Below are 25,774 nucleotides of genomic sequence, written 5' to 3'. Positions count from 1 at the left end.
GGGGGATGGGGAGTCGCAGCGCCCGGAGTCGGGAGGCGGGGCGCCGGGGCCCCGGGGTGCCGGGCATGGTGCGCCGTGCCCCTCGAAACGGCGAGTGGTACGAAACGGTTGCCATGAGCGCTCATGGCAACCGTTTCGTACCACTCGAGGGACATCTGCCGGCCGGGAGGCCAGTCGACCGGGGCGCCGGCCGTCGGCACGACGGGCGCATTGCCTTCGAACCGGCGAGAAGTACGAAATCGTTGCCAAGAGTGCTCATGGCAACGATTTCGTACTTCTCGGGGTGCTTCCGCCGGTCCGCCGGCCGGGTGCCGGGCCCCGACGCCGGGCGCCGACGTCGGGGCCGGGATCAGACGGTGCGGTGGTCCCGGTAGTAGCGGATCAGCTCGGCGGTCGAGGAGTCCTGGGCGTCGATGGCGGCATCGTCGCCGGCGACGGCCGGAGCGAGGTCCTTGGCGAGCTGCTTGCCGAGCTCCACACCCCACTGGTCGAAGGAGTTGATGCCCCACACGGAGCCCTCCACGAAGGTGATGTGCTCGTACAGGGCGATGAGCTGGCCCAGCACGCTCGGGGTGAGCGAGGGCGCCATGATCGAGGTCGACGGCCGGTCGCCGGAGAACATGCGGGCGGCGACGAGCTGTCCCTCGGTGCCCTCGGCGCGCACCTCCTCCTCGGTCTTGCCGAAGGCCAGGGCCTTGGTCTGCGCGAAGAAGTTCGCGAGGAACAGCTCGTGCACGTCCTGCTCGCCGTCCTTGAGCGGGCGCACGGGGTTCGCGAAGGCGATGAAGTCCGCGGGGATGATCCGGGTGCCCTGGTGGATCAGCTGGTAGAAGGCGTGCTGCCCGTTGGTGCCGGGCTCGCCCCAGAAGACCTCGCCGGTCTCGGTGACCACGGTGGAGCCGTCCCAGCGCACCGACTTGCCGTTGGACTCCATGGTCAGCTGCTGGAGGTAGGCGGGGAAGCGGTGCAGGTACTGGGAGTAGGGGAGGACCGCGTGGGTCTCGGCCTCCAGGAAGTTCACGTTCCAGATGTTCAGCAGGCCCATGAGCAGCGGCACGTTCTGCGCGGCGGGGGCGGTGCGGAAGTGCTCGTCCATCGCGTGGAAGCCGGCGAGCAGCTCCTCGAAGGCCTCGGGGCCCAGGACCGTGGCGAGCACGGTGCCGATCGCGGAGTCCACGGAGTAGCGGCCGCCCACCCAGTTCCAGAAGCCGAAGGCGTTGGAGGGGTCGATGCCGAAGGCCTCGACCTTGTCGAGCGCGGTCGAGACCGCGACGAAGTGCTTGGCCACGGCCTCCTTCTCCTGCTCGGCGGTGAGTCCGGCGTTCTCGCGCAGTCCCGCGAGCAGCCACTCGCGCACCAGGCGCGCGTTGGTGATCGTCTCGAGCGTCGTGAAGGTCTTCGAGGCGACGATGACCAGGGTCGTCTCGGGGTCGAGGTCCGCGGTCGTCTCGTACGCGTCGGTCGGATCGATGTTGGAGATGAAGCGCGCCTGCAGGCCCTCCTGGGCGAGCGGCTTGAGCGCCTCGTAGACCATGACGGGGCCCAGGTCGGAGCCGCCGATGCCGATGTTCACGACGGTCTCGATCTTCTTGCCGGTCACGCCGGTCCACTCGCCCGAGCGGACCTTGCGGGCGAAGTCGTAGATGCGCGCGAGGGTCTCGTGCACGTCGTGGTCGACGTCCTGGCCGTCGACGACGAGCTCGGGGGAGGCGCCCTCGGGGCGGCGCAGCGCGGTGTGCAGCACGGCGCGGTCCTCGGTGGTGTTGATGTGCTCGCCGGCGAACATCGCGTCGCGGCGCGCGAGCACGCCGGTCTCCTCGGCGAGGTGCAGCAGGAGCTCCACGGTCTCGGGGGTCACGAGGTTCTTGGAGAGGTCCACGTGCAGGTCGGCGGCGTCGTGGGTGAGGCGCTCCGCGCGCTGCGGGTCCTCGTCGAACCACTCGCGCAGCGAGCCGTCGAGCGACTCGTCGTGCGCGAGGAGCTGCTCCCAGGCGTCCGTCGTCGTGGGGTCGACGGGCGCGTCCTGCGGGGTCTGCGTGTTCTGTGCGGAAGTCATGGCCCCATTGTCGCTCGCGAGGGGGCGCACGTGCGAGGCGAGGAGGCCGGATGTGGGAACTCAGTCCTCTCAGCCTGCTCCCCGGCATCTCCCCGGCATCGACGGACGGACGGGGCAGTGACCGTATCGTGACCAATGGATGGACACTTCTTGCGCTATGCACCCCGTCACGTCGTGCACACTGGAGGATGCGCGCCACGATCCTCGCGGATCCCCAGAGCGCGACCCCGTACGGAGATCCGACCGCAGACGCGGCCGCGGCATCCCATGACACTAAGGAGTGTCCATGTCCATCTCGCGACGTTCGATGATCCTCGGCACCGGTGCCGCCGGCACCGCCGCCCTCGCCCTGTCCGCCTGCGGCGGCGGGAGCGACAGCGGCGACGGCGGCTCCGGCGGCGGCTCGGGCGATCCGGTCTACGCCAACGAGACCGAGCCCCAGAACCCGCTGATCCCGACCAACACCAATGAGGTGGGCGGCGGCCGCATCATCACCTCGGTCTTCGCGGGCCTCGTGTACTACAAGGCCGACGGCACGGTCGAGAACGACGTCGCCGACTCGATCGAGTCCGACGACAACCAGACCTGGACCATCAAGGTCAAGGACGGCCAGAAGTTCTCCGACGACTCGCCCGTGACCGCGAAGTCGTTCGTCGACGCCTGGAACTTCGGCGCGAATACCAAGAACGCCCAGCTGAGCCAGAGCTTCTTCGAGCCCATCGAGGGCTTCGACAAGGTCAGCGCCGACAAGGCCACCGGCAAGGAGACCCTCTCGGGCCTCAAGGTCGTCGACGACCTGACCTTCACCGTCAAGCTCGTCTCCGAGCAGTCCGACTTCCCGAACCGCCTCGGCTACAGCGCCTACTCGCCGCTGCCCGAGTCGTTCTACGACGACACCAAGGCCTTCGGCGAGAAGCCGGTCTCCAACGGCCCCTACATGGTCGACACCTGGGACCACGACCAGCAGATCGTGCTCGTCCCCAACGACAAGTACGACGGTCCCCGCAAGGCGAAGAACGCCGGCGTGACCTTCACGATCTACTCGTCTGACGACACCATGTACGGCGACCTGGAGTCCGGCGAGGTCGACGTCACCGACCTCATCCCGACCTCGGCCCTGTCGAGCTACCAGGACACCCTGGGCGACCGCGCGGTCAACGATCCCGGCGCCGTCTTCCAGTCCTTCACGATCGCCCAGAACGACCCGAACTTCTCGGGCGAGGCCGGCACGCTGCGCCGCAAGGCCATCTCCCGCGCGATCAACCGCAAGCAGATCTGCGACAAGCTCTTCTACGGCACCCGCACCCCCGCCACGGACTTCATCGCCCCGGTGATCCCCGGCGGCGGCCAGAAGGACATCCCGGGCGCCGAGGTGCTCGAGTTCGACGAGGCCGAGGCGAAGAAGCTCTGGGCCGAGGCGGAGAAGAAGCAGCCCTTCAAGGGTGAGTTCACCCTGGCCTACAACGCCGACGCCCCGCACAAGGACTGGGTCGACGCCGTGTGCAACTCGATCGCCAACACCCTGGGCATCACCGCCAAGGGCAAGCCGTTCCCGGCCTTCGGCGACTTCCGCGAGCAGATCACCAAGCGCGAGCTCAAGGGCGCGTTCCGCTCCGGGTGGCAGGCCGACTACCCCTCGGCCTACAACTTCCTGGGCCCCCTCTACTCCTCGGCCGCGGCCGACGGCAAGGGCTCGAACGACGGCGACTACAAGAACCCCGAGTTCGACGATCTGCTCAAGGAGGGCCTCTCGGCGGCCGACGAGGACGCCGCGATCGAGAAGTACAAGGCGGCCGAGGCGATCCTCATGGAGGACCTGCCGGCGATCCCGCTGTGGTACCAGAACACCTTCGGCGGCTTCTCCGAGAACGTCTCCGACGTGAAGTACGGCTGGGACACCGTCCCGCTGTACTACGCGATCACCAAGTGATCGACGGAGCTGCGCGCATCCGCTGATGCCGGGGCGGGAGGGGCACGGAGCCCTTCCCGCCCCGAGGTCCGTCCAGGACCACCGGGACCGGCCCGGCCCCCACGTCGGCCCGGCCCCGCGTCGGCCGGCCCCACCGGCCCGGTCCCGCGTCGGCCCGGACACGGGCGTCAGCGGCCCCGCGCGAGCGCTCCGGCCGACTTCCCCCGGGACGGCGATCGTCGTCCTCTCCCATCAACCTGAGGTGACCCAGTGATCTGGTACATCGGGCGGCGACTGCTGCAGATGATCCCCGTCTTCCTCGGTGCGACCCTGCTGATCTACGTCATGGCGTTCTACGCGGGCGGCGATCCGATCCAGGCGATCATGGGCGACAAGCCCCTCTCGCCGGCCGTGCAGGAGCAGCTCCGATCGCAGTACAACCTGGACAAGCCGCTCATCGTGCAGTGGCTGATCTACGTCGGGAAGGTGGTGCGCGGCGACTTCGGCGTCGGCTTCAACGGCCGACCGATCATCGAGCAGATCCGCGACGCGTTCCCCGTGACCTTCCGCCTCGCGATCATCGCGGTGGTCTTCGAGACCATCCTGGGCATCGTCGCCGGCGTCATCTCGGGCCTCAAGAAGGGCACCTGGATCGACACCACGCTGCTCATGGTCTCGCTGCTGGTGATCGCGGTCCCCACCTTCGTGATCGGCTTCGTCGCCCAGTTCACCCTCGGCGTGAAGCTCGGGGTGGTGCCCGTGAACGTCGGACGCGACGCGAGCCTCCAGAACCTCCTGCTGCCAGGGTTCGTGCTCGGCGTCGTCTCCTTCGCGTACGTGCTGAGGCTGACCCGCACCTCGATCACCGAGGTCGCGACGGCCGACCACGTGCGCACCGCGACCGCCAAGGGGCTCTCGCGCACCGGCGTGATCTCCAAGCACATCATGCGCAACTCGCTGATCCCCGTGGTGACGTTCATCGGCGCCGACCTCGGCTCCCTCATGGGCGGCGCGATCGTCACCGAGCGCATCTTCAACATCCACGGCATCGGATCGGTGCTCTACCAGGCGATCAACAAGTCCGAGAGTCCCGTGATCGTCTCCGTGGTCACGATCATGGTGATGATCTTCCTGCTCACCAACCTCATCGTGGACCTGCTCTACGCCGTGCTCGACCCGAGGATCCGCCATGCGAAGTGATCACAGCCCCCGCACCCTGCGTCCGGCCGACGAGCACTTCGTCGCGCCCCTGGACGAGACGCCGCTGCGCGAGGTCGACGCGGTGGACACCACCGCCGCGCCCCGCTCCATGTGGGGCGAGGCCGCGCACAACCTGATCCGCAACCCCGTGTTCGTGATCTCCGCCCTGCTGATCCTCCTGCTGCTGTTCATCGCGGCGTTCCCCGGGCTCTTCACCGACTTCGACCCCACCAAGGGCGACCTCGGCGTCTCCAACCAGAAGCCGGGCGACGGCCACCTGCTGGGCACCACCGTCCAGGGGTACGACGTCTGGGCGCGCATCCTCTACGGCACGCGCACCTCGCTGAGCGTCGGCTTCTTCGCCATGGTCATCTCGACCGTCATCGGCGTGGTCATCGGCGCCTTCGCCGGCTACGTGGGCGGCTGGATCGACGAGGTCCTCTCCCGCGTCACCGAGATCTTCTTCGCGCTGCCGCTCGTGCTCGGCGCGATCGTCGCGTTCACCGCTCTCAGCAGCGGGGTCAGCACCTTCACGATCGCCCTGATCCTCGCGGTCTTCGGGTGGACGAACATCGCCCGCATCACCCGCGGCGCCGTGCTCTCGGTCAAGAGCCAGAACTTCGTGACCGCCTCGACCGCCCTGGGCGCGGGGAAGCTCACGAACCTCGCCAAGCATGTGCTGCCCAACGCGATCGCCCCGGTGATCGTCACGGCCACCGTGAACCTGGGCGTGTTCATCGTCGCCCAGGCGACCCTGTCCTACCTCGGGCTCGGCAACGGCTCGATCTCGTGGGGCAGCGACATCTCGGACGCCCAGCCCGCGCTGCGCAACAACCCGATGATGCTGTTCTACCCGTCAGTGGCGCTCGCGATCTGCGTGCTGAGCTTCATCATGCTCGGCGACGCCGTCCGCGACGCCCTGGATCCCAAGGCGAGGAAGCGATGAGCGCCACCACTGCACCCCGAACGGGCGATCAGCCCGCCAGCGCCGAGGCCGGCGCGCTGCTCGAGATCCGCGACCTCGACATCACGTTCTCGACCGGCAGCGGCCCCGTGCACGCCGTGCGCGGCGCCAACCTCGAGGTCTATCCGGGCGAGACCGTCGCGATCGTCGGCGAGTCCGGCTCGGGCAAGTCGACCACGGCGATGAGCATCGCCCGGCTGCTCCCGTCCAACGGCAAGGTCACCGGCGGCTCGATCCGCTTCGACGGCAAGGACATCACCTCCGTGCCGCTCGGCCAGATCCGCGCCCTGCGCGGCAGCGAGATCGGACTGGTCCCGCAGGACCCCATGAGCAACCTCAACCCGCTGTGGAAGGTCGGCTCCCAGATCGACGAGGCGCTCGCCGCCAACGGCGTCGCCAAGGGCGCCGCGGCCACGAAGCGCACCGTCGAGCTGCTCGAGGAGGCGGGGCTGCCCGACGCCGAGCGCCGCGCCGGCCAGTATCCGCACGAGTTCTCCGGCGGCATGCGCCAGCGCGCCCTGATCGCCATGGGCCTCGCCGCGAGGCCGCGACTGCTCATCGCCGACGAGCCGACGAGCGCCCTGGACGTCACCGTCCAGCAGCAGATCCTCGACCACCTCGACACCCTGACCGCCGAGCTCGGCGTCGCGGTGCTGCTGATCACCCACGACCTGGGCCTGGCCGCCGAGCGCGCCCAGCACCTGGTCGTGATGTACAAGGGTCAGATCGTCGAATCGGGCCCCGCGCTGCAGATCCTCCAGGACCCGCAGCACCCGTACACGAAGCGGCTGATCGCCGCGGCGCCCTCGCTGGCCTCGCGGCGACTGGTCTCGACCAAGAACGGCGAGGCACAGGACGCGACGGGCCAGTCGGCGCACGGTGAGGCCGGCGGATCGGTCGCGGTGTCCGAGAGGGCGACCGACGGGGATGCCCCTGCCGGCGGGGACGTCCCTGCCAGTGGGGCCGGCCCCGCCGGAGGCGCAGGGCGTGGCGCCGATGCGCAGCGCACCCGCGAGGACACGGTGATCAGCGTCCAGAACCTCACCAAGGTGTTCCCGCTGCGCGGGAAGGTGCCGTGGAGGACGACCCCCTTCACCGCCGTCGACGACGTCTCCTTCGACCTGCGCCGCGGCACGACCACGGCGATCGTCGGGGAGTCCGGCTCCGGGAAGTCGACCGTCGCCCAGATGGTGCTCCGCCTGCTCGAGCCCACGTCGGGCCGGGTGCTGTTCGAGGGCCAGGACATCGCCGGGATGAAGGGGAAGGAGATGATGGCGCTGCGCCGCCGCGTGCAGCCGATCTTCCAGAACCCCTACGGGACCCTCGACCCGATGTACTCGATCTTCCGCACGATCGAGGAGCCGCTGCGTCTGCACGGCATCGGGGACGCGGCGTCCCGTGAGGCGAAGGTCCGCGACCTGCTCGACAAGGTCGCCCTGCCTGCCTCGATGATGCGCCGCTATCCCAACGAGCTCTCGGGAGGCCAGCGCCAGAGGATCGCGATCGCGCGTGCACTGGCCCTGGATCCCGAGGTCGTCGTGTGCGACGAGGCCGTCTCCGCCCTCGACGTGCTGGTCCAGGACCAGGTGCTGCACCTGCTCAACGACCTGCAGTCCGAGCTGGGACTGTCCTACCTGTTCATCACCCACGACCTCGCCGTCGTGCGCCAGATCGCCGATCACACCGTGGTCATGGAGAAGGGTCGCGTCGTCGAGCACGGCTCGACCGATGAGGTCTTCCACGACCCGCAGCAGGAGTACACCAAGCGCCTGCTCGCGGCGATCCCCGGCGGCTCGATCCCGCTCGCGGGAGCGGAGACCATCGAGGTGGACGTCGACACGGACGTCCCCGAGGCCGACGGCGCGCGGGGCGATGATCGGGAGGGGACCGACGGCCACCACCCGCTCGGCGGGGACCCCGAGGATCCCTTCAGCGGCGCCGGGCACGTCTGATCCTGGCCGAGCCCGATCCGCTCCCGCCGCCCCGTGCGGCACCGCAGACGGCCCGCCGCGCTCCGCGAGGAGGCGGCGGGCCGTCTGCGTGCGCCCTGGCGTGGGCCCTGGCGTGGGCTCTGGCGCGGGGCCTGCCGTCGGCGCCTCGGCACGGCGTGTCCAAGCGCACCTCGGGATCGGCCCCGTCGGACGGTAGAATCTCTCCGGCGCATCGTGTCCGCACGCCCCGGACACCCGTGCACGAGCCTCCTCGCAGGGGCCGCTGCCGGGAATGCCGCGGGGCGACGGCGTGAGGAGTGCGCCGCCTACCGACGACGAATCGAGCAGCCTCCGCATGTCCCTCCAGCACCGCACCGACCTGCGCAATGTCGCTATCGTCGCCCACGTCGACCACGGCAAGACCACCCTCGTGGATGCCATGCTCACGCAGGGCGGCGCGCTCGGCGAGCGCGACAAGCACGACGACCGCGCCATGGATTCCGGTGAGCTCGAGCGCGAGAAGGGCATCACGATCCTCGCCAAGAACACCGCGATCCGGTATCACGGACCGTCGGCGGCGGCGAACGGCGAGCCCGACGGCATCACCATCAACGTCATCGACACCCCCGGCCACGCCGACTTCGGCGGAGAGGTCGAGCGCGGCCTCTCGATGGTCGATGGCGTGGTGCTCCTCGTGGACGCCTCGGAGGGCCCGCTCCCGCAGACCCGCTTCGTGCTGCGCAAGGCACTGGCCGCGAAGCTCCCCGTGATCCTCGTGGTCAACAAGGTGGACCGTCCCGACGCCCGCATCGAGGAGGTCGTCGGCGAGTCGACCGACCTGCTGCTGGGCCTGGCCTCCGACCTCTCCGACGAGGTCCCGGACCTCGATCTGGATGCCGTCCTCGACGTGCCGGTCGTCTACGCCTCGGGCAAGGCCGGCCGCGCCGATCTCGAGCAGCCGGCCGACGGCGAGCTCCCGGCGTCCGAGAACGTGGAGCCCCTGTTCAAGACGATCATCGAGTCGATCCCCGCGCCGAGCTTCGACGACGAGATGCCGCTGCAGGCCCACGTCACGAACCTCGACGCCTCGCCGTTCCTGGGCCGCCTCGCCCTGCTGCGCGTCAAGAGCGGCGAGCTCACCAAGGGCGAGCAGGTCGCCTGGTGCACCCGCCACGGCGAGACGAAGACCGTGAAGATCACCGAGCTGCTGGAGACCAAGGGCCTCGCCCGCGAGCCCATGACCCGCACGGCCCGCCCGGGCGACATCGTCGCGGTCGCCGGCATCCCCGAGATCATGATCGGCGAGACCCTCACCGACGTCGAGGACCCGCGGCCGCTGCCGCTGATCACGGTCGACGACCCGGCGATCTCCATGACCATCGGCATCAACACCTCGCCGCTGGCCGGCAAGAACGGCAAGGGCCACAAGCTCACCGCCCGCCAGGTCAAGGACCGCCTCGACGCCGAGCTCGTGGGCAACGTGTCCCTGAAGATCCTCCCCACCGAGCGTCCCGACGCCTGGGAGGTCCAGGGCCGCGGCGAGCTCGCGCTCGCGATCCTCGTCGAGCAGATGCGCCGCGAGGGCTTCGAGCTCACCGTGGGCAAGCCCCGCGTGCTGACCCGCGAGATCGACGGCAAGACCTGCGAGCCCGTCGAGCGGATGACCATCGACGTGCCCGAGGAGTACCTGGGCGCCGTCACCCAGCTGATGGCCTCCCGCAAGGGCCGCATGGAGACCATGAGCAACCACGGCTCCGGCTGGGTCCGCATGGAGTTCCTGGTGCCCTCGCGCGGCCTCATCGGCTTCCGCACCCGCTTCCTCACGGAGACCCGCGGCAACGGCATCGCCTCCTCCTACGCCGACGGGTTCGAGCCCTGGATGGGCCACATCGAGTTCCGCACCTCGGGCTCGCTGGTCGCCGACCGCGCCGGCGTCGTGACGCCGTACGCGATGATCAACCTCCAGGAGCGCGGCTCGTTCTTCGTCGAGCCCACGAGCGAGGTCTATGAGGGCCAGATCGTCGGCGAGAACTCGCGCGCCGAGGACATGGACGTCAACATCACCAAGGAGAAGAAGCTGACGAACATGCGTGCAGCCTCCTCCGAGGCGTTCGAGAACCTCGTGCCGCCGCGCAAGCTCACCCTCGAGGAGTCCCTCGAGTTCGCGAACCAGGACGAGTGCGTCGAGGTCACCCCCGAGATCGTCCGCATCCGCAAGGTCGCCCTCAGCGCCCAGGAGCGCTCCAAGCAGCGCGGAAAGACCAAGGGCACCGCGTGACCCCCGGCCCCTCCGGACGCACGTCGCCGGGCACCCCCGTGCGCACGGCGCCGGGGGGCCCCGCGCGCACGGCGCCGGAGACCGCCTCGATCGCGGCCAGGGTCTCCCAGGTCATCGCCGCGATCGTGGTGGCTGTGGTCTCCGTGCTCCTGCTGGTGACGATGCACCGCCTGGAGCTGACGGTCGCGGGCGTCGAGCTGCCCGTGGGGCTCGTGTTCGGCGCCGTCTTCCAGTTCGCCGCCGCGACCTTCCTGTGGGCCGCGACCGGTGCACGGCTGCCCGTGGTGGTGCTCGGCTGCGTCTGGGGCCTGATGGTGCTCCCCTTCGCGGGCACCAGCCCCGGCGGGGGAGTGCTGATGCCCGCCGTCATCGCGCAGAAGGCGCAGATCTCCGGGTGGATCGTGCAGGGCATCGGCATCGCGGTGCCCTTCGTGTTCCTGGGCATCCAGCACCTCGCCTCGCGTCGGGGTCGTCCGACGGGCGGCTCGGGCTCGGCGGGCGTCTCGAGCACGGCGAGAGGCTCTAGCACGACTGGCGGCTCGGGCTCGGCGGGCTCCGCCGGCCGACGGGTCTGAGCGGGCGTGGAGGCCCTCGACCCTCGTCGCACTGCCGCGCCCCACGGGACACGGCGCCCGGACTGGGCGACGATCCCCAACGCGGTCACCCTGCTGCGCTTCCTGCTGCTCCTGCCGGTGTGCGTGCTGCTGGTGGACGGCGGCCCCGACCCGCTCGCGGTGGTCCTGCTGCTCGTCTGGGCGCTCACGGACTGGGTCGACGGGCTGCTGGCCCGCGCTCTGCACCAGACCAGCCGCACCGGCGCGATCATCGACCCGATCGCCGACCGCCTGGGGCTCGTGGGCGTGGTGCTCTCGCTCGCCCTCGCCGGCGTCCTCTCGTGGATCCCGCTGGGCGTGATCGCCCTCGTGGACATCGTGCTGCTCGCCCTCGCCGGCCGCACCGCCGCCGGGGGCGCGCTGCCCGTATCGCGCATCGGCAAGGCGCGCACCGCGGTGCTGATGTCGGCCGTGTTCCTGCTGGCCGCCGCGGCCGCGTGGCTGCCCGCCGCGATCCCGGCGCTGCGCGTGCTCGTCTGGGTCGGCGTGCTGCTGCACCTGATCGCCGGTGCCGGCTACCTGCTCAGCGCCCTGCGCCACCGCGGCGGCGGGGAGGATCGGGCACCGGCCTGGCGGCGGTGACGAGACCCCGCACCACCCGGTCGCTGCCGCGCTTGGTCGCGATCGTGAGGGTGTCCTCGTCGGCGTCCTCGATCACTCCCAGCGCATCGGTCATCCCCTCGCCGTGCGGCGACGCGCTGCGGTCGATCGCATAGCGCACCACCACGCGGGTCCCCACCTGGAGGAACGGCGCCCACCCCGGACGGGGTCTCCGCGCGGGAGCAGGAGGCGCGATCGGGTCGGCGGTGTCCGGCGCATCGCCGGGCGTCGCGCCCGCTGCCGGATCCGGGGAATGCTCCTGGGCCATGGCTCCAGGCTATCGGCGGGTCCGGCCGCGATGTCGACCTCGTCACCTGCGCGCCGGAGGGCGGGCCGTGGGCCCCGCAGACACGGGCGACGGTGACATGATGGGGACGGCTCCCTCGCCCCGGGAGCCCGAGAACATCCTGGGACCATCGCGTCGGCCCCCGCTGCGGCGCCCCGCCCGCTCCCGGCCGGGGCCGGGAGCGGGCACAGACCCGGCCGTCGTCCGGTCCCTGCCCTGGAAGGATCGCTGCATGACGTACGTCATCGCCCTGCCCTGCGTGGACGTGAAGGACAGGGCATGCGTGGACGAATGCCCCGTGGACTGCATCTACGAGGGCACCCGGTCGCTGTACATCCAGCCCGACGAATGCGTGGACTGCGGCGCCTGCGAGCCCGTCTGCCCGGTCGAGGCGATCTACTACGAGGACGACCTCCCGGACGAGTGGGCCGACTACTACAAAGCCAACGTCGAGTTCTTCGACGAGCTCGGCGCCCCCGGCGGCGCTGCGAAGATGGGCGTCATCGACAAGGACCATCCGCTCATCGAGGCGCTCCCGCCGAACCCGAACGACGCGTGAAGCGACCCTGCGCGGAGACGCGTAAGGCGACCTCTGCGCCGAGCGGCCCGGAACGCAGTCTGGAAAGAAGGATCTGATGGCGCAGCACCGCCCGTCGGCCCCGCGCGAGCCCCTGGCCGCGCGCCTGCCCGCCTTCCCCTGGGACTCCCTCGCGGAGGCCAAGCGCGCGGCGAGCGCCCACTCGGGCGGACTCGTCGACCTGTCCGTCGGCACGCCCGTGGACCCGACCCCCGAGCGCGTGCAGCAGGCACTGCGCGAGGCGTCCGACGCCCACGGGTACCCGACCACCGTCGGCACCGCGGCCCTGCGCGATGCGCTCGTGGACTTCGTGGTGAGGCGCCGCGGAGCCGGCGCCGGAGCGGGGTCCGACGGCGGGTCCGACGGTGGTTCCGCAGGCGCTGCGGGCATCGGCCACGAGCACGTGCTGCCGACCGTCGGCTCCAAGGAGCTCGTCGCCCACCTGCCCTTCCAGCTCGGCATCGGGGCGGACGGCGCCGTCGCCTTCCCGCACGTCGCCTACCCGACCTACGACATGGGGGCGCGCTTCGTGGGCGCCCGCAGCGTGCCCGTCGACATGGAGCGCCTGGCCGCCGAGGGCGATGCCGCGATCCCCGCCGAGGACCTCGGGCGGATCGGCCTGCTGTGGCTGAACTCCCCGGGGAACCCGACCGGCGAGGTCCTGGACGTCTCCCAGCTGCGCAGCATCGTCTCCTGGGCGCGCGAGCGGGGCATCATCATCGCCTCCGACGAGTGCTACGCCCTGCTGCCCTGGGACGTCGAGGAGGTGCCCTCGATCCTGGATCCGCGCGTGCACGGCGGCGACCTCACCGGGCTGCTCTGCGTGTACTCGCTCTCGAAGCAGTCGAACCTCGCGGGCTACCGGGCGGCGTTCGTCGCCGGCGACCCGGAGCTCGTGGGTGAGCTCACCGCCATCCGCAAGCAGGCCGGGATGATGCTGCCCACCCCCGTGCAGGTCGCCATGACGGCCGCTCTGGCAGACGACGACGCCGTGCGCGCCCAGCACGGCGTCTACCGCGCCCGCCGCACCGCGCTGCGCGAGGCCGTCGAGGGCTTCGGCGGCGAGATCCACGGGTCGCGCGCCGGGCTGTACCTCTGGACCACCTTCGGCGAGGACTCCATGGCCAGCGTCCATGAGCTCGCGAAGCTGGGAATCCTCACCGCCCCCGGAATGTTCTATGGTGAGGCGGGGGAGCGCTTCGTCCGCATCGCACTGACCGCGAGCGACGAACGGATCTCCGCCGCGGTCGAGCGGCTCACCCGCCGCTGATCCGCCACCGGGACCCGAGGGCCGCGCCGGCCCCGGCCCGGACCCGCACCTGACCCCGACCGCACCGGTCCCCGGACCGGACCAACCCCCGGGACGCACCGCGCGCCCCACCGCACGACCATCGGGACGCCCCTCGCGTCCCGCCGCACGACCCAGGGTCGCCCGTCGGCCCCCACCGACGCCGATGCACAACGGAGAGCACATGAACAACGCGACGCCGACCTCCCGCCTCACCCACCGCGACCAGGATCTGGACCTTCCCTTCGTCGAGGCCGTCGAGGGCAACAGCGGCATCAGCATCGCCCCGCTGCGCAAGCAGACCGGCGACGTCACCTACGACCCGGGCTTCATGAACACGGCGAACACGAAGTCGTCGATCACCTACATCGACGGCGACGAGGGAATCCTGCGCTACCGCGGCTACCCGATCGAGCAGCTCGCCGAGCACTCCAGCTACCTCGAGGTCGCCTACCTGCTCATCAACGGCGAGCTGCCCACCCAGGGGCAGCTCGAGAACTTCGTGTCCTCCGTGGAGCGGCGCACCCTGCTCGACGAGCGCTTCAAGAGCCTGTTCGACGGCTTCCCCCGCGACGCCCACCCGATGGCCGTCATGCAGGCCGGCGTCTCCGCGCTCTCGACCTTCTACCAGGACTCCCTCGACCCGTTCGACGAGGACCAGGTGCGCCTGAGCAGCTACCGCCTGCTCGCGAAGGTCCCCACGATGGCGGCCTACGCCTACCGCGTCAGCAAGGGCCACGCGCTCCTGTACCCGGACAACCAGCTCTCCCTCATCGAGAACTTCCTGCGCCTGACCTTCGGGTTCCCCGTCGAGAAGTACATCGCCGACCCGGTCGTGGTGCGTGCGCTCGAGCAGCTGCTCATCCTGCACGCCGACCACGAGCAGAACTGCTCGGCCTCCGCCGTGCGGCTCGTCGGCTCCGCGCAGGCCAACCTCTTCACCTCGATCTCCGCCGGCATCGGCGCCCTCTCCGGCCCCGCCCACGGCGGCGCGAACGCGGCCGTGATGGAGATGCTCGACGAGATCAGCGAGCGCGGTATGGATCCCAAGGACTTCATGGAGCGCGTGAAGAACAAGGAGGACGGCATCCGCCTGATGGGCTTCGGGCACCGTGTCTACAAGAACTACGACCCGCGCGCGAAGTTCGTCAAGAAGATCGCCGACGACGTCCTGGAGCGCCTGGGCATCCACGACGAGCGCCTCGACCTCGCCATGCAGCTCGAGGAGATCGCGCTCAAGGACGACTACTTCGTGGAGCGCAAGCTCTACCCGAACGTCGACTTCTACACCGGCATCATCTACAAGGCGATGGGCTTCCCCACGCAGATGTTCACGGTGCTCTTCGCGATCGGCCGCATGCCGGGCTGGATCGCGCAGTGGAACGAGATGATCCACGACCCGGAGACGAAGATCGGCCGTCCCCGCCAGATCTACACCGGCTCCGAGCTGCGCGAGTACGCCCCGATGCCCGAGCGCACCGGCACTACCGAGATCCGCCTCGAGCAGCTCCAGGCCGAGCTCGAGGCCGAGCGCCGCGCCCAGCAGGAGCGCGTCGCCCAGGAGCGCCGCCAGGACCACTGAGCGGGTCGGGGCCACGCGGCCGGTCGCGGGGTGTGGGCACCTGCGCTGGGGTCGTCGCACCTCGACGGGGCTGATGTCCCGTTGCCCGAGACTGCTGCACTGGCCCTTGCCGCGGCGCTGACCTGTCGCCCAGCGGCATATAGCGGACGCCTCTGCCATATATGGCAGAGGCGTCCGCTATATGCCGCTCCGTGACATCGAAGGCCGTCGGCGGTGCGAAGAGCCTCGGCTCGGCTGGGGACCTGAGCCGGGCCCAGGCCCGAGCCGGCTAGACCTGCGCCGGGCTTCCAGACCGCCCGTCGGCGAACTCGTCCCTGACCTTCGCGGCGCGGTTGGAGATGATCGCGCGGACCCCGAGGGCGGCCAGGTCCTTGGCGCGCGCGGGGTCGTCGACCGTCCAGCACGAGACCTCCATGCCCAGGGCGCGCGCGGCAGCCGCGCTGCGGGCCGTGACCCTGTTGTGCTCGGGGTTCCAGAAGCGAGGTCGCAGGCTCTCCACGAGATCGCGCGAGGGCATGCCGTCCTCCTTCCAGGTCATCCAGATCTCCGCCTCGGCATCGGCATCGCGGATGATGCGCAGGGCCGTGAGATCGCCGCACCACGCGGGCGGCGGGAGCTGCGGGGCGCCCCGGCGCGCGTCGGCCACGGCCACGGCGCTCGCGGCGGCCGGTGACGCGTCCGGCATGTCGATGAGCAGTCGGGCGGGAGCCACGACCCGCAGCGCCTCGACGAGAGCGGGGATCTGCGGCGCGAGGTCGGCCAGCTCCCCATGCGAGATGTCCGTGATCGGGCGCGGATCGCCCCAGAGCCGTTCCAGCGTCGGGTCGTGCAACAGCACGGGGATGCCGTCGGCCGTCAGCCGCACGTCGATCTCGACCGTGCGGGCGCCCGACGCCGTGGCCCGCGTGATCGCCTCGCGCGTGTTCTCGATCGCGCCGACAGGATCCCCGCGATGGGCGACGATCTCCGGTGACGGTGCGGCGGAGTCGGCGGTGCTGTCCAGGGCCTCGGCGCCGGCGTCGATGTCCATGGCGCTCTCCTGTCTCCGTGGCTGCTCGCGGAGGTCACTCCGGGGCGCGGACCGCGGGGACCTGTTCTCCCGCGTACGTCCCGAAGGACCACATGTTTCCCTCGGGGTCCCGCACCGCGAACTCGCGGCTACCGTACGGGGTGTCGGCGAGGGGCGTGATGACCTGCGCGTCCTTGGCGACCACGCGCTCGTACAGCGTATCGATCTCATCCACGACCACGTAGAGGCCCGCACCGCCGGGCTCCGGGGACCACTCGGCGCCCTCCTGGACGTCGCCGAGCATCACGCCGCCGCGGCCGTCGGGTCGGCGCAGCTCCGCGTGGGCGACGCGCTCGCCGTCGTCGTAGCGAGCGGTGAGGACGAAGCCGAGCACGTCCTGCAGGTAGTCGATCAGCGCGGCGGCGTCCCGGGCGCGGAACGTCGCGAAGAGCGTCGGCCCGGAGGAGCCCCCGGGAGAGTCCGCGGTGAGCTCGGAAGTGGTCGGTGCGGTCGGTGCGGTCGGCGTGCTTGGGGTGGTCGGAGTGGTCGTGTGGGTCTGCGGGGGTGTCCGTGTCTCATTCATGCAGGCGATCCTCCGCCGCGCCGTGGCCGCCGTCTTGAATGTTCCGGAACTCCTCGCGGATCCACGCGCCGGGCGCGAGCCCCGCGAAGCGGCTGAACTCGCGGGTCAGGTGGGCTTGGTCGGCGTAGCCGCTGGTGGCAGCGATCGACGCCAGATCGGCACGGCCCGTGGTGCGCACGGAGCGGGCGGTCGAGGCCACCGCACGCTCGAAGCGCATGAGTCCGGCGACCTGCTTGGGGGAGCGGCCCAGCTCCTGGTGGAACAGGGCACCGAGCCGTCGGGGGCCGAGGCCGACGTCTGCCGCGATGTCGCCGATGCGGGCCCGTCCGCCGCTGCGCTCGAGCAGCCACCAGGCGCGCAGCAGCTCGGGCCGCAGGCGGCCGCCGCTGGCCCTGGGCCCGCGGTCATGCTGTCCGAGCCGCTGCCGGAGGCCTGCGGAGACCAGGGCGAACCTCTCCTGCCAGCAGCTCGCCTCGCGCACCCGCTCCTGCAGGTCGACGGCCCATTGACCCAGCACGCCGGCGGCGTCGAACTCCTCCACGGGGAGGCCGACAGCGGGCACTCCGAGGAGTGCCCGGGCCGCGAGGGGATGGACGGACATCTGGATGCCGGCCTGCGACGGCCGCTGCCGTACGAGGCTCGATGTCATGTGCAGGCCGCCGATGACCACGGGCGCCGGCTGCGCGCGGCGCAGACCCTCCGGGCCGGCGGTGCCCGATGCGGCCTCGACGCCCGCGTCGAGGGCGAGGATGAAGGTCAGGCGGGAGGCGGGAAGTCCGCGATGCACCACCTCGGGGACGTCGAGGGCGCGATAGCCGACCATCGCGTCGATGCCCGGCGGCCTGCCCGTCCGGGCGTTCGCGAAGTCCCATGCCGGACCGTCCGCCGTGCGTCCTTCCGACGTTCCGACCTGCGGCGTCGTGTCCGGAGGTGCTGGGACCTGCGCTGCTCGCGCGTTCCCGCTCATGCTCCCGAGGGTAGTCACCCTCCGGCGACGAGCACCACCACGCGGTCCGCGTCGCCGCCGTCGACGCTCGGCCAGGTGCCGGCTTCCTGGTCGTGGGACTCGCGCTGCCAGGCGCGACCCTGATAGGAGACCTGGACGACGCCGTCGTCGGCCGCACGGGCGACGGACCAGTTCGCGACCGCCCAGCCCAGCGCCGTGTCACCGTGCGTGTCGATGACCAGGGCGGTCGCACTGGAGCCGTCGGGTCGGGACGTCGCGACCGATGAGGCGGACGCCAGAGAGCTCGAGATCGTCCCGGCCTTCGTGCGTCGCGGGAACTGATCCTTCAGGGCGTCCTGCACGCTCTGGGGCGAGGCCGCCGAGTCAGGTGCGGCGATGTCGCACACGAGGTTCGCACCGGACTGCCCGGTGAGTGCGGAGGCGAAGATCCGCCCCTCGGTCTCGTGGTCGCCGTAGGCCTCGGGATAGCCCGAGCGCTGCACCTTCTGGGCGGCGTCGTTCACGCTCATCGAGGCGTAGTCGAGCTTCACGAGGGAGTCGTAGAAGGCGTTGGTCGCATGGACCGGGTCCATGATCTGCGCCTGGGTGCCCCAGCCCTGCGAGGGACGCTGCTGGAACAGGCCCTGGGAGTCGCGGTCGCCGTGCTCGATGTTCTGCAGCTTCGACTCCTGGTACGCCGTGGCGAGCGCGATCGACGCCGCGCGCGGCGGCAGGCCCCGGTCCACGGCGACCGCGCTGATCAGCGCTGCGTTCGCGGTGCGCTCGGTCGTGTACTCGTGCGTCGTCCCGAGGCCCGCCGCCGTGCACTGCCCGCTGCGCTGGACGGACGCGAAGCGGGTCAGCGCGAAGAACGTCCCGGCGACGACGAAGACCAGCACCAGCAGCATCACGAGGGGCACCGTGAGGTGCCGCATGCGCGAGCGGCCGGAGCGGGAGCGTCGGGAGCGGGCCATGGGCGGTCGTCTCGGCGGTGCGGGTCTCGGCGGGGCGTCGGACGGGGGCGTCGCGGGGTCAGTTCGCGTGCAGCGCGGCGTTGAGCTCGACGGTGCGGCCCTCGCGGGCCACGACCTCGACGGCGCCGGTCACGGAGTTGCGTCGGAACAGGAGGTTGTCCATGCCGGAGAGCTCGCGCGCCTTGACGACGGTGCCGTCCTCGACGCCGCGCGGGTCGACGACGGAGACCTTCGTGCCGGCCGTGACGTACAGGCCGGCCTCGACCACGCAGTCGTCGCCGAGCGCGATCCCGATGCCGGACTCGGCGCCCAGCAGCGAGCGGCGGCCGATGCGCACGCGCTCGGTGCCGCCTCCGGAGAGGGTGCCCATGGTGGAGGCGCCGCCGCCCACGTCGGACCCGTCGCCGACGACGACGCCCTGGGAGATGCGGCCCTCGACCATGGAGTGGCCGAGCGTGCCGGCGTTGAAGTTCACGAATCCCTCGTGCATGACGGTGGTGCCGTCCGCGAGGTGGGCGCCGAGGCGGACGCGGTCGGCGTCGCCGATGCGCACGCCGGAGGGCAGCACGTAGTCGACCATGCGCGGGAACTTGTCGACGCTGAACACGGTGGGGGTGCGGCCGGCGGCGATGAGGCGCAGGCGGGTCTCCTCGAAGCCGGGGACCGCGCAGGGGCCCTCGGAGGTCCAGACGACGTTGGTGAGCTGGCCGAACAGGCCCTCGAGGCTCTGCACATTGGGCTCGATCAGACGGTGGGAGAGCAGGTGCAGGCGCAGGTAGGCGTCGGCGGTGTCGGCCGGGGCGGCCGCGAGCTCGATCGCGCGGGCGACGACCTCCTGGCGGGTGCCGCGCACCTCGTCCTCGCGGGCGGCGGCGCCGAGCTGCGCGTGCAGCGGCTGGGACTCGAGGTCCGCGGGCGCCTCGCCGAGCTGAGGGGCCGGGTACCAGGTGTCGAGGGTCGAGCCGTCGGCGGCGAGGGTGGCGAGGCCGATGCCCCAGGCGTGCGTCGGCGTGGTCGTGTCGGCGGAGTTCGCGGGGGTGCTCATGCGAAGGATTCTACGGAGCGCGGCGGGTGCTTCCTATCCCTCTGCGGTGTGGGAATCCTCCTGTGCGGACGGACGCGGCGCGACCCCGTACACGGTGAAGAGCGCCCGATACTCCTCCGCAGTGCCTTCAGAGTCCGGGGCACCATCGAGCTCGCGCCCGTTCGCGTCGCGGTTCAGGGCCTTGAACTCCTCGACGATCGCGGCCATCCGGCGACCGAAGTCCTCAGCTTGTCGGCGGTCCAGTCGCAGAGAGGTGGCGTACAGCTGGGAATGCGCGAGCCCACTCGGGTCGGACTCGCGGAGGTAGCGCGAGCTGTATCGGACCCATCCGCTGCGGATCCATTCGAATGCTGCGAGGCTCATGTCCGATGCGGCTGATCGGTACTCATGCACGTCCCCTGACTGCTCGGCGGTGCCGCCGGCATCCGCGGTGTAGAAACTCGCCTGCGTCAGCCGCCAGACTCGGTCCCTGCGGTCGCGCGCCTCCTCGGGGGCCTCCTCGATGACCCCCGCTTTCGCGAGGGTGCGCAGGTGGTAGCTCAGCGCGTTCGCCGCCACACCCATCTCCTCGGCGAGGTCCGCGGCGCGGGCCGTGCCGCGGCGGCCCACGAGCTCCATGATCTCCACGCGCAGCGGGTGCGCCATCGCCCGCAGCATCTCCTGCGTCGCGACGTCGTGGCGCTCGGCCGACGGGGGCTGCTCCTCGGTGCTCATGCCCGGAGCCTACAGAGAACCCGCACCGACACATGCGCAATGATTATTGCGCAAGAATGCGTGCGGGTTTAGTCTCGCGGCATGCATCGGCCGACGAAGACCGTCCACGGGACCCACGAGCCGCTCCGGCGGAACGCCGAGTACAGGCGCTGGCTCGTGGGTGACGTGCTGCTGGACGCCGGTGCGGGGATCGCGGCCTTCGCCTTCCCGCTCGTCACCCTCGCGGTGACCGGCTCGGTCGCGGCCGTGGGGCTCGTGGGCCTGCTCGAGGGGATCGGGGGATTGATCGGCATGATCCCCGGCGGTCTGCTCGCTGATCGGTTCGACCGGCGGCGGCTGCGGCTGCTCGCCTCGGCGACCGGGATCCTCACCCAGGCGGTCCTCGTCGCGGTGCTCGTCGGGGGCGTCGCGAACGTTCCGGTGCTCGCGGCCCTCGCCTTCGTCCATCGACTGCGCGGCACGCTCCTGGGGTTCGCGTCGGACGCGATGCTCAAGCAGATCGTCCCGCCCGCCCAGCTGCCGCGCGCCATCTCGATCAACGAGGGACGTGAGGCGGCGATCGAGCTGGGCAGCGGGCCCGCGAGCGGCGCACTGCTCGCGGTGCACCTCGCACTGCCGGCCCTCACCCTCGTGATCGGACACGTCGGCTCGTTGATCGCGACGCTGCGGATGCGCGGCGACTACCGCCCTCGGCCTGCGGAGTCCACGGCAGGGCTGTCCCGCTCCCACGTCGGCCGGGACCTGCTCGACGCCCTGCGCTGGAGCATCGCCCAGCCCGTGCGGGTGCAGCTCGGCGCGGTGGCCGCGCTCGTGAACCTCGGTTCGAACGGCGCCCTGCTCACCGTCACCCTCATGCTCGCTGCGCGCGGCGTCCCCGCCGCGCAGATCGGCCTGCTCTCCTCGGTGCTCGCCGCCTCGATCCTGATGGGCGCCGTGATCGCGCCCCGGATCGTCGAGCGGGTGCCCACGGGGATCGTGGTCATCGGCGGTCTCATCGTGCTGGCGGCATCCACCCTGGCGATCCCCTTCGCCCCGTCCCCGTGGATGATCGCCGTGCTCTACGCGGTCATGGGTCTCCCGCTGCCCGCTCTGAACGCCGGCAGCGGAGGGTTCTTCCTGCACATCACGCCCACGTCGATGCAGGGGCGGGTGGGCGCGCTCAACGCGCTCGTGGCCATGGGGCTGATGCCGCTCGCGCCCGCCATCGCGGGCTGGGGACTGGCGCACGCGGGCGCGCCGATGACCCTCGGCGTGTTCGCCGCCCTCTGCGCATTGGCGGCGGTGATCGCCGTCATCGGACCCCATCTGCGCTCGATCCCCGCCGCCGCCGGCTGGGTGGAGCACGCGCGGCTCACCGGGCTCGCAGCAGACGAGCCCTGGATCGACGGTCGTGCCGACGACGGTGCGTCGGCGGACGACGGTCGAGTCGCCGACGAGGGCGAGCACGCCGCCCGCGGGTGAACCCGCGAGCTGTCGGGCGCTCCGCCCCGCCGGCCCCTCAGCGCCGCGCGTTGGCGTTGCGGAGGAACAGCGCCGCGATCACCGCGACGCCCATGATCGCCGCGGGCAGGAACAGGCTCTCGCCCATCGCATGCGCGTACGGGGCGTGCAGCATGTCCGGCAGCACGCCGCCGGAGGATGCGCCGGCCTCGCCGCCCGCGGCGGCGTGGTCGCTCGCGCCGTTGCCCGCGCCGGATCCGCCGCCCAGGCCCGCGTCCGCGAACTCGGAGGTGATGCGCGAGGCCATCACCGCGGCGATCGCCGCGGAGCCGATCACGGCGCCGAGCTGGCGCATCGCGTTGTAGACGCCCGAGCCGGCGCCCGCCTGCGCACGGGAGAGTCCGTAGGTCGCGGAGATCGACAGCGGCGCCCACATGCCCGCGTTGCCCAGGCCCATGACGGCGCCCGGGATCAGCAGCCAGTACCAGGCGGCGTCGTTCATGACGAGCACGCCCATGGCGGCGATGCCCAGGCCGAACAGGGCCAGGCCCACGACCGCGAGCAGCCGCGTGTTCCAGCGGTGCAGATTCTTGCCGACGAGCGGGGAGAGACCCCCGCCGATGATCGCCATCGGTGCGAGCAGCAGCGCCGACTGGGTGGGGGAGAAGCCCTTGACGTTCTGCGTCCACAGCACGATGGGCAGCGCGAAGGTCACGATCGCGGCGCCCACACCGGCGATCGCGAGGTTCGCGACGGCGAAGTTCCGGTCGCGGAACAGGCCCAGCGGCAGCAGCGGCTCGCCGCCCTTCTGCTTCGCCTGCCAGAGCACGAAGAGGACCAGCACCACGATCCCAGCGCCGATCAGCAGCGGGACGGAGATGATGCCGGTGATGGTGCCCCAGTCGTACGTCGACCCCTCCTGGATGCCGAACACCACCAGGAACATGCCGACGGCGGAGAGCAGCACGCCGGGCAGGTCGAAGCGGTGCGTATGGGACTCGAGGTTCGGCACAAGGCGCATGGCCAGGACGAAGCCGACGATGCCCACGGGCACGTTGACGAAGAAGATCCACTCCCAGCCGAGACCGTCGACCAGGACACCGCCGAGGATCGGGCCGACGAGGTTCGCGACCCCCGCGGTCGCGCCCCACAGGGCCATGGCCGGGCCGCGCTGCTGCGGCGGGAACATGCGGGTGATGACGGTCATCGTCTGCGGGGTCATCAGGGCTGCGCCGAGTCCCTGGACCACACGCGCCAGGATCAGCATCTCGATCGTGCCGGACAGTCCGCACCACAGGCTCGCGAGGGTGAAGACGACGAGCCCGGCGAGGTAGACCCGCTTGGGGCCGAGGCGGTCGCCGAGGCGGCCGGTGACCAGCAGCGGCACGGCGTAGGCGAGCAGGTAGGCGCTGGTCACCCAGATGACCTTGGTGATGTCGGCGTCGAGCTCGTCCTGGATCCGCGGGGTTGCGATCGAGACGATCGTGCCGTCCACGAGCAGCATGAAGAAGCCGATGATCATCGACCACAGCGCGGGCCACGGCCTGAGCTCGGCGGGCTGCGTCGGGGCCTGGTCCGGGGCCTGGCCCGCGGCCGGGGTCGAGGCCCGGGCCGCGGCCGACGTCGGGTCCTGGGCGGCGGTGCGGGGGTCTGTGGCGCGGGGCTCCGCGGGCATGGGGTCCTCCTGGGACGTCGTGTAAGAGGAGCGCCCGTCGGCCGACGGTCCCTGCGGGACCGGACCTGAGAGGGGAGCCTGGCAGCGCCGGAGCGCTCCGGAAGTGTAGGACTCCGAACCCCCGCGGGAGTGCTCGCGCGGTCCAACGTCACAGTGGCCCCGGAGGGTCCCGTTCCCGCGCCGCGGCCGACCACCCCGATACTGGGATCCATGACCGCCGCCCCCGATCCCACGCCGAGCACCCGCCCCGCGGCTCCCGCGCCGGGCGAGCGCGCGCGCCGCGAGATCCCGGGGGACCGCGAGCGCCGCGAGCCGCCGCCGGGCGCCACCGGGCGCGCCGACGACGCCGGAACCGGCGCGGGACGCCGCGAGGTCGCGGTGATCGGGGCCGGCCCGCGCGGCACCGCGATCATCGAGCGCCTGGTCGCGGCCTCGCAGCGGGACGACTGGCAAGGCCTTCTCGAGGTGCACCTCGTCGACCCGTGCGCCGGCCTCGGCGGCAACGTATGGCGGCGGGACCAGGGCGAGGTGCTGCTCATGAACACCGCGACCTGCCAGACCACGATGTACCCCGACGAGTCGTGCCGGCCCGAGCTGCCCGTCCCGCACACGCAGACCCTCGCCGACTTCCTCGCCGCCGAAGGGCTGGGGCCGGCCGACATCGCCTCCCGCGCCGCCCACGGCCGCTACCTCGCCGCCGTGCTCGAGCGCGCCATCGCCGACGCCGACCCGAACCGACTGCGGATCCGTGTGCACCGGACCAGCGCTCTCGACGTCTCGGGCGAGCCGGGCACCCCGCAGCGCGTCGCGCTCGAGGACGGCACCGAGCTCACCGTGGACGCCGTCGCCCTCGCCCTCGGTCACCTCGCGACGGCCCCCGGACCGCGCTCCCAGGTGATGGAGCACGCTGCCGAGCGCCACGGACTCGTGCACGCGGCGCCCGCGAACCCCCTCCAGGTGGACTACTCCGCGCTGCTGGGCCGCGAGCGGGTCGCCGTGCAGGGCATGGGACTGAACTTCTACGACGCGATCGGCATGCTCGCCGACGCCGCCGGCGGGAGGTTCGCGCCCGACGCGCACGCCCCCTCGGGTCTGCGCTACATCCCCGGGGGCGGGGAGCCCCAGCTGATCGTCGGCTCGCGCTCCGGCATGGTCTACCGGCCCAAGCCGGATCTGCGGCCCTACCTCCCCGAGCCCCACGAGCCGCGGATCCTCACCCGCGAGCGCGTGCTCGAGCTCTCCGTGCGACCCGACGGCCTCGATCACGAGGCCGACGTGATGCCGCTGATCCTCGCCGAGCTGCAGCGCGCCCTCGTAGTCTCGGGCTTCCGCGCTCTTGCCGAGGAAGCGGTCATCCTGCGGATGCTGTTCCCCTTCGGGCGACGCGGCGGCCCGATCACCGATGCGCACGCCCGCACCCTCGAGGTGGTGCGCCGCAGCCTGCGCGAGGCCGCCGAGCCGGATCCCGCCTGGCTGCTGGTCTTCCGGGTCCTCACCGCATGCCGCATCCAGGTCAACCAGCTCATCGACCTCGGCGCGTACACCACGGAGTCCGTGGCCCGCGACATCGACGGCCACCTGCGCAACGCCTTCGCCTCCTGGGCGTCGGGCCCGCCCGTGCTGCGCGTGCGCCAGCTGCTCGCCCTCGAGGAGGCCGGGCTCGTGCGCTTCACGGGGCCGGGCATGCGCGTGGACGTGGACGACGAGGCGGGCAGGTTCGTCGTCACCGCGGGCGAGGACTGCCGCTACGTGTGCGACGGGGTGCTCGAGGCGCATCTGCCGGGCGTCGAGCTCAACGCCTTCACCTCCCCGCTGCTGCGGGCCTGGCGCGAGCGCGGAGAGGCCCGCCAGGACTCGTGGGCCTCCCGGGGCACCGGCCGGCGCGTGCCGACGGGCTCGATCGCGGTCGACGGTCTCTACGCCCCGATCGGCAAGGACGGGCGGGTCCACGAGCGGCGCCTGCTCGTCGGCGTCCCGGTCTCCACCGCCCAGCCCGGGTCCGCGATCACCGCGGAGCCCGGCACGGCCCCGCAGCTCCTGCATCACGCCGAGGTCGTCGCGCGCCGGCTCGCGGCCTGGGGCGGCGCGCTGCCCGCGTGACAC

At 71.5% G+C, this 25,774-nt stretch carries 21 protein-coding genes; 12 read left to right on the top strand and 9 right to left on the bottom strand.

Annotated elements, in window-relative coordinates; translation table 11 throughout:
* Window positions 1-349: 349 nt before the first annotated feature.
* Entirely contained in the window at window positions 350-2,056 is a 1,707-nt protein-coding gene (pgi, locus tag MHY49_RS03145) for a glucose-6-phosphate isomerase (RefSeq protein ID WP_239202538.1), read from the bottom strand.
* A 286-nt stretch (window positions 2,057-2,342) separates the two neighbouring features.
* Between pgi and MHY49_RS03140 the strand changes: the two genes are divergently transcribed.
* The 7 genes from MHY49_RS03140 to MHY49_RS03110 all read left to right on the top strand — a co-directional run bounded on the left by MHY49_RS03140 (window position 2,343) and on the right by MHY49_RS03110 (window position 11,534).
* Window positions 2,343-3,986, top strand: a complete 1,644-nt coding sequence (locus MHY49_RS03140) for an ABC transporter substrate-binding protein (RefSeq protein ID WP_200501105.1) — start codon at window positions 2,343-2,345, stop codon at window positions 3,984-3,986.
* Between the two features lie 249 nt (window positions 3,987-4,235).
* The gene (locus MHY49_RS03135) at window positions 4,236-5,165 is read left to right on the top strand and encodes an ABC transporter permease (protein WP_239202537.1); all 930 of its coding nucleotides are present in this window, start codon (window positions 4,236-4,238) and stop codon (window positions 5,163-5,165) included.
* On the top strand, window positions 5,155-6,111 hold the full coding sequence (locus tag MHY49_RS03130) for an ABC transporter permease (RefSeq protein ID WP_239202536.1): 957 nt from the start codon (window positions 5,155-5,157) through the stop codon (window positions 6,109-6,111). Before MHY49_RS03135 ends, MHY49_RS03130 begins: the two co-directional genes overlap by 11 nt.
* On the top strand, window positions 6,108-8,081 hold the full coding sequence (locus MHY49_RS03125) for an ABC transporter ATP-binding protein (RefSeq protein ID WP_239202535.1): 1,974 nt from the start codon (window positions 6,108-6,110) through the stop codon (window positions 8,079-8,081). Before MHY49_RS03130 ends, MHY49_RS03125 begins: the two co-directional genes overlap by 4 nt.
* Window positions 8,082-8,415: 334 nt before the next feature.
* On the top strand, window positions 8,416-10,338 hold the full coding sequence (gene typA / locus MHY49_RS03120) for a translational GTPase TypA (protein WP_200501101.1): 1,923 nt from the start codon (window positions 8,416-8,418) through the stop codon (window positions 10,336-10,338).
* Window positions 10,335-10,913 (top strand): hypothetical protein, encoded by a 579-nt coding sequence (locus tag MHY49_RS03115; RefSeq protein WP_239202534.1) that lies wholly within the window; start codon window positions 10,335-10,337, stop codon window positions 10,911-10,913. The genes typA and MHY49_RS03115 overlap by 4 nt, the downstream gene beginning before the upstream one ends.
* 6 nt (window positions 10,914-10,919) lie before the next feature.
* Window positions 10,920-11,534 (top strand): CDP-alcohol phosphatidyltransferase family protein, encoded by a 615-nt coding sequence (locus MHY49_RS03110; protein ID WP_239202533.1) that lies wholly within the window; start codon window positions 10,920-10,922, stop codon window positions 11,532-11,534.
* Here MHY49_RS03110 and MHY49_RS03105 read toward each other — a convergent pair.
* Window positions 11,476-11,820 carry an acetyltransferase gene (locus tag MHY49_RS03105; protein ID WP_239202532.1) on the bottom strand — a complete coding sequence of 115 codons (345 nt, stop codon included), beginning with the start codon at window positions 11,818-11,820 and terminating at the stop codon, window positions 11,476-11,478. The two genes, MHY49_RS03110 and MHY49_RS03105, sit on opposite strands and share 59 nt — an antisense overlap.
* Before the next feature lie 250 nt (window positions 11,821-12,070).
* On the opposite strand from MHY49_RS03105, the gene fdxA reads away from it, so the two are divergent.
* The 3 genes from fdxA (at window position 12,071) to MHY49_RS03090 (ending at window position 15,285) form a co-directional block, all read left to right on the top strand.
* A complete protein-coding gene (fdxA, locus tag MHY49_RS03100; protein WP_200501098.1) occupies window positions 12,071-12,397 on the top strand; it encodes a ferredoxin in 327 nt (108 codons plus the stop codon).
* A gap of 76 nt (window positions 12,398-12,473) precedes the next feature.
* Complete coding sequence (gene dapC / locus MHY49_RS03095) at window positions 12,474-13,685, top strand: succinyldiaminopimelate transaminase (protein WP_239202531.1); 1,212 nt, start codon at window positions 12,474-12,476, stop codon at window positions 13,683-13,685.
* A gap of 202 nt (window positions 13,686-13,887) precedes the next feature.
* Window positions 13,888-15,285, top strand: a complete 1,398-nt coding sequence (locus tag MHY49_RS03090; protein ID WP_200501096.1) for a citrate synthase — start codon at window positions 13,888-13,890, stop codon at window positions 15,283-15,285.
* A 268-nt stretch (window positions 15,286-15,553) separates the two neighbouring features.
* Here the strand turns inward: MHY49_RS03090 and MHY49_RS03085 are convergent, their stop codons facing one another.
* From MHY49_RS03085 to MHY49_RS03060, 6 genes are read right to left on the bottom strand one after another with little or no spacing between them, the layout of a single operon-like run.
* Complete coding sequence (locus MHY49_RS03085; RefSeq protein WP_239202530.1) at window positions 15,554-16,315, bottom strand: glycerophosphodiester phosphodiesterase; 762 nt, start codon at window positions 16,313-16,315, stop codon at window positions 15,554-15,556.
* 34 nt (window positions 16,316-16,349) lie between these two features.
* On the bottom strand, window positions 16,350-16,877 hold the full coding sequence (locus tag MHY49_RS03080) for a glyoxalase/bleomycin resistance/extradiol dioxygenase family protein (RefSeq protein ID WP_239202529.1): 528 nt from the start codon (window positions 16,875-16,877) through the stop codon (window positions 16,350-16,352).
* Complete coding sequence (locus MHY49_RS03075) at window positions 16,870-17,844, bottom strand: AraC family transcriptional regulator (protein WP_239202520.1); 975 nt, start codon at window positions 17,842-17,844, stop codon at window positions 16,870-16,872. The genes MHY49_RS03080 and MHY49_RS03075 overlap by 8 nt, the downstream gene beginning before the upstream one ends.
* A 14-nt stretch (window positions 17,845-17,858) precedes the next feature.
* On the bottom strand, window positions 17,859-18,797 hold the full coding sequence (locus tag MHY49_RS03070) for a hypothetical protein (protein ID WP_239202518.1): 939 nt from the start codon (window positions 18,795-18,797) through the stop codon (window positions 17,859-17,861).
* Window positions 18,798-18,855: 58 nt separating this feature from the next.
* Entirely contained in the window at window positions 18,856-19,842 is a 987-nt protein-coding gene (gene dapD / locus MHY49_RS03065; RefSeq protein WP_239202516.1) for a 2,3,4,5-tetrahydropyridine-2,6-dicarboxylate N-succinyltransferase, read from the bottom strand.
* Window positions 19,843-19,875: 33 nt separating this feature from the next.
* Window positions 19,876-20,556: a transcriptional regulator gene (locus tag MHY49_RS03060; protein WP_239202514.1), complete on the bottom strand. Its 681-nt coding sequence runs from the start codon at window positions 20,554-20,556 to the stop codon at window positions 19,876-19,878.
* An 81-nt stretch (window positions 20,557-20,637) separates the two neighbouring features.
* Between MHY49_RS03060 and MHY49_RS03055 the strand changes: the two genes are divergently transcribed.
* Complete coding sequence (locus MHY49_RS03055; protein ID WP_239202513.1) at window positions 20,638-22,017, top strand: MFS transporter; 1,380 nt, start codon at window positions 20,638-20,640, stop codon at window positions 22,015-22,017.
* Window positions 22,018-22,054: 37 nt separating this feature from the next.
* Here MHY49_RS03055 and MHY49_RS03050 read toward each other — a convergent pair whose 3' ends face one another.
* Window positions 22,055-23,518, bottom strand: coding sequence for a DHA2 family efflux MFS transporter permease subunit (locus MHY49_RS03050; protein WP_239202541.1), 1,464 nt, complete (start codon window positions 23,516-23,518; stop codon window positions 22,055-22,057).
* A gap of 363 nt (window positions 23,519-23,881) precedes the next feature.
* Between MHY49_RS03050 and MHY49_RS03045 the strand changes: the two genes are divergently transcribed.
* Window positions 23,882-25,771, top strand: a complete 1,890-nt coding sequence (locus tag MHY49_RS03045; protein ID WP_239202507.1) for an FAD/NAD(P)-binding domain-containing protein — start codon at window positions 23,882-23,884, stop codon at window positions 25,769-25,771.
* The last annotated feature ends 3 nt before the right edge of the window (window positions 25,772-25,774 follow it).

Source organism: Brachybacterium sp. ACRRE, assembly GCF_022346485.1.
Classification (GTDB): Bacteria; Actinomycetota; Actinomycetes; order Actinomycetales; family Dermabacteraceae; genus Brachybacterium; species Brachybacterium halotolerans.
This window is presented reverse-complemented; position numbering and strand designations above follow the sequence as displayed.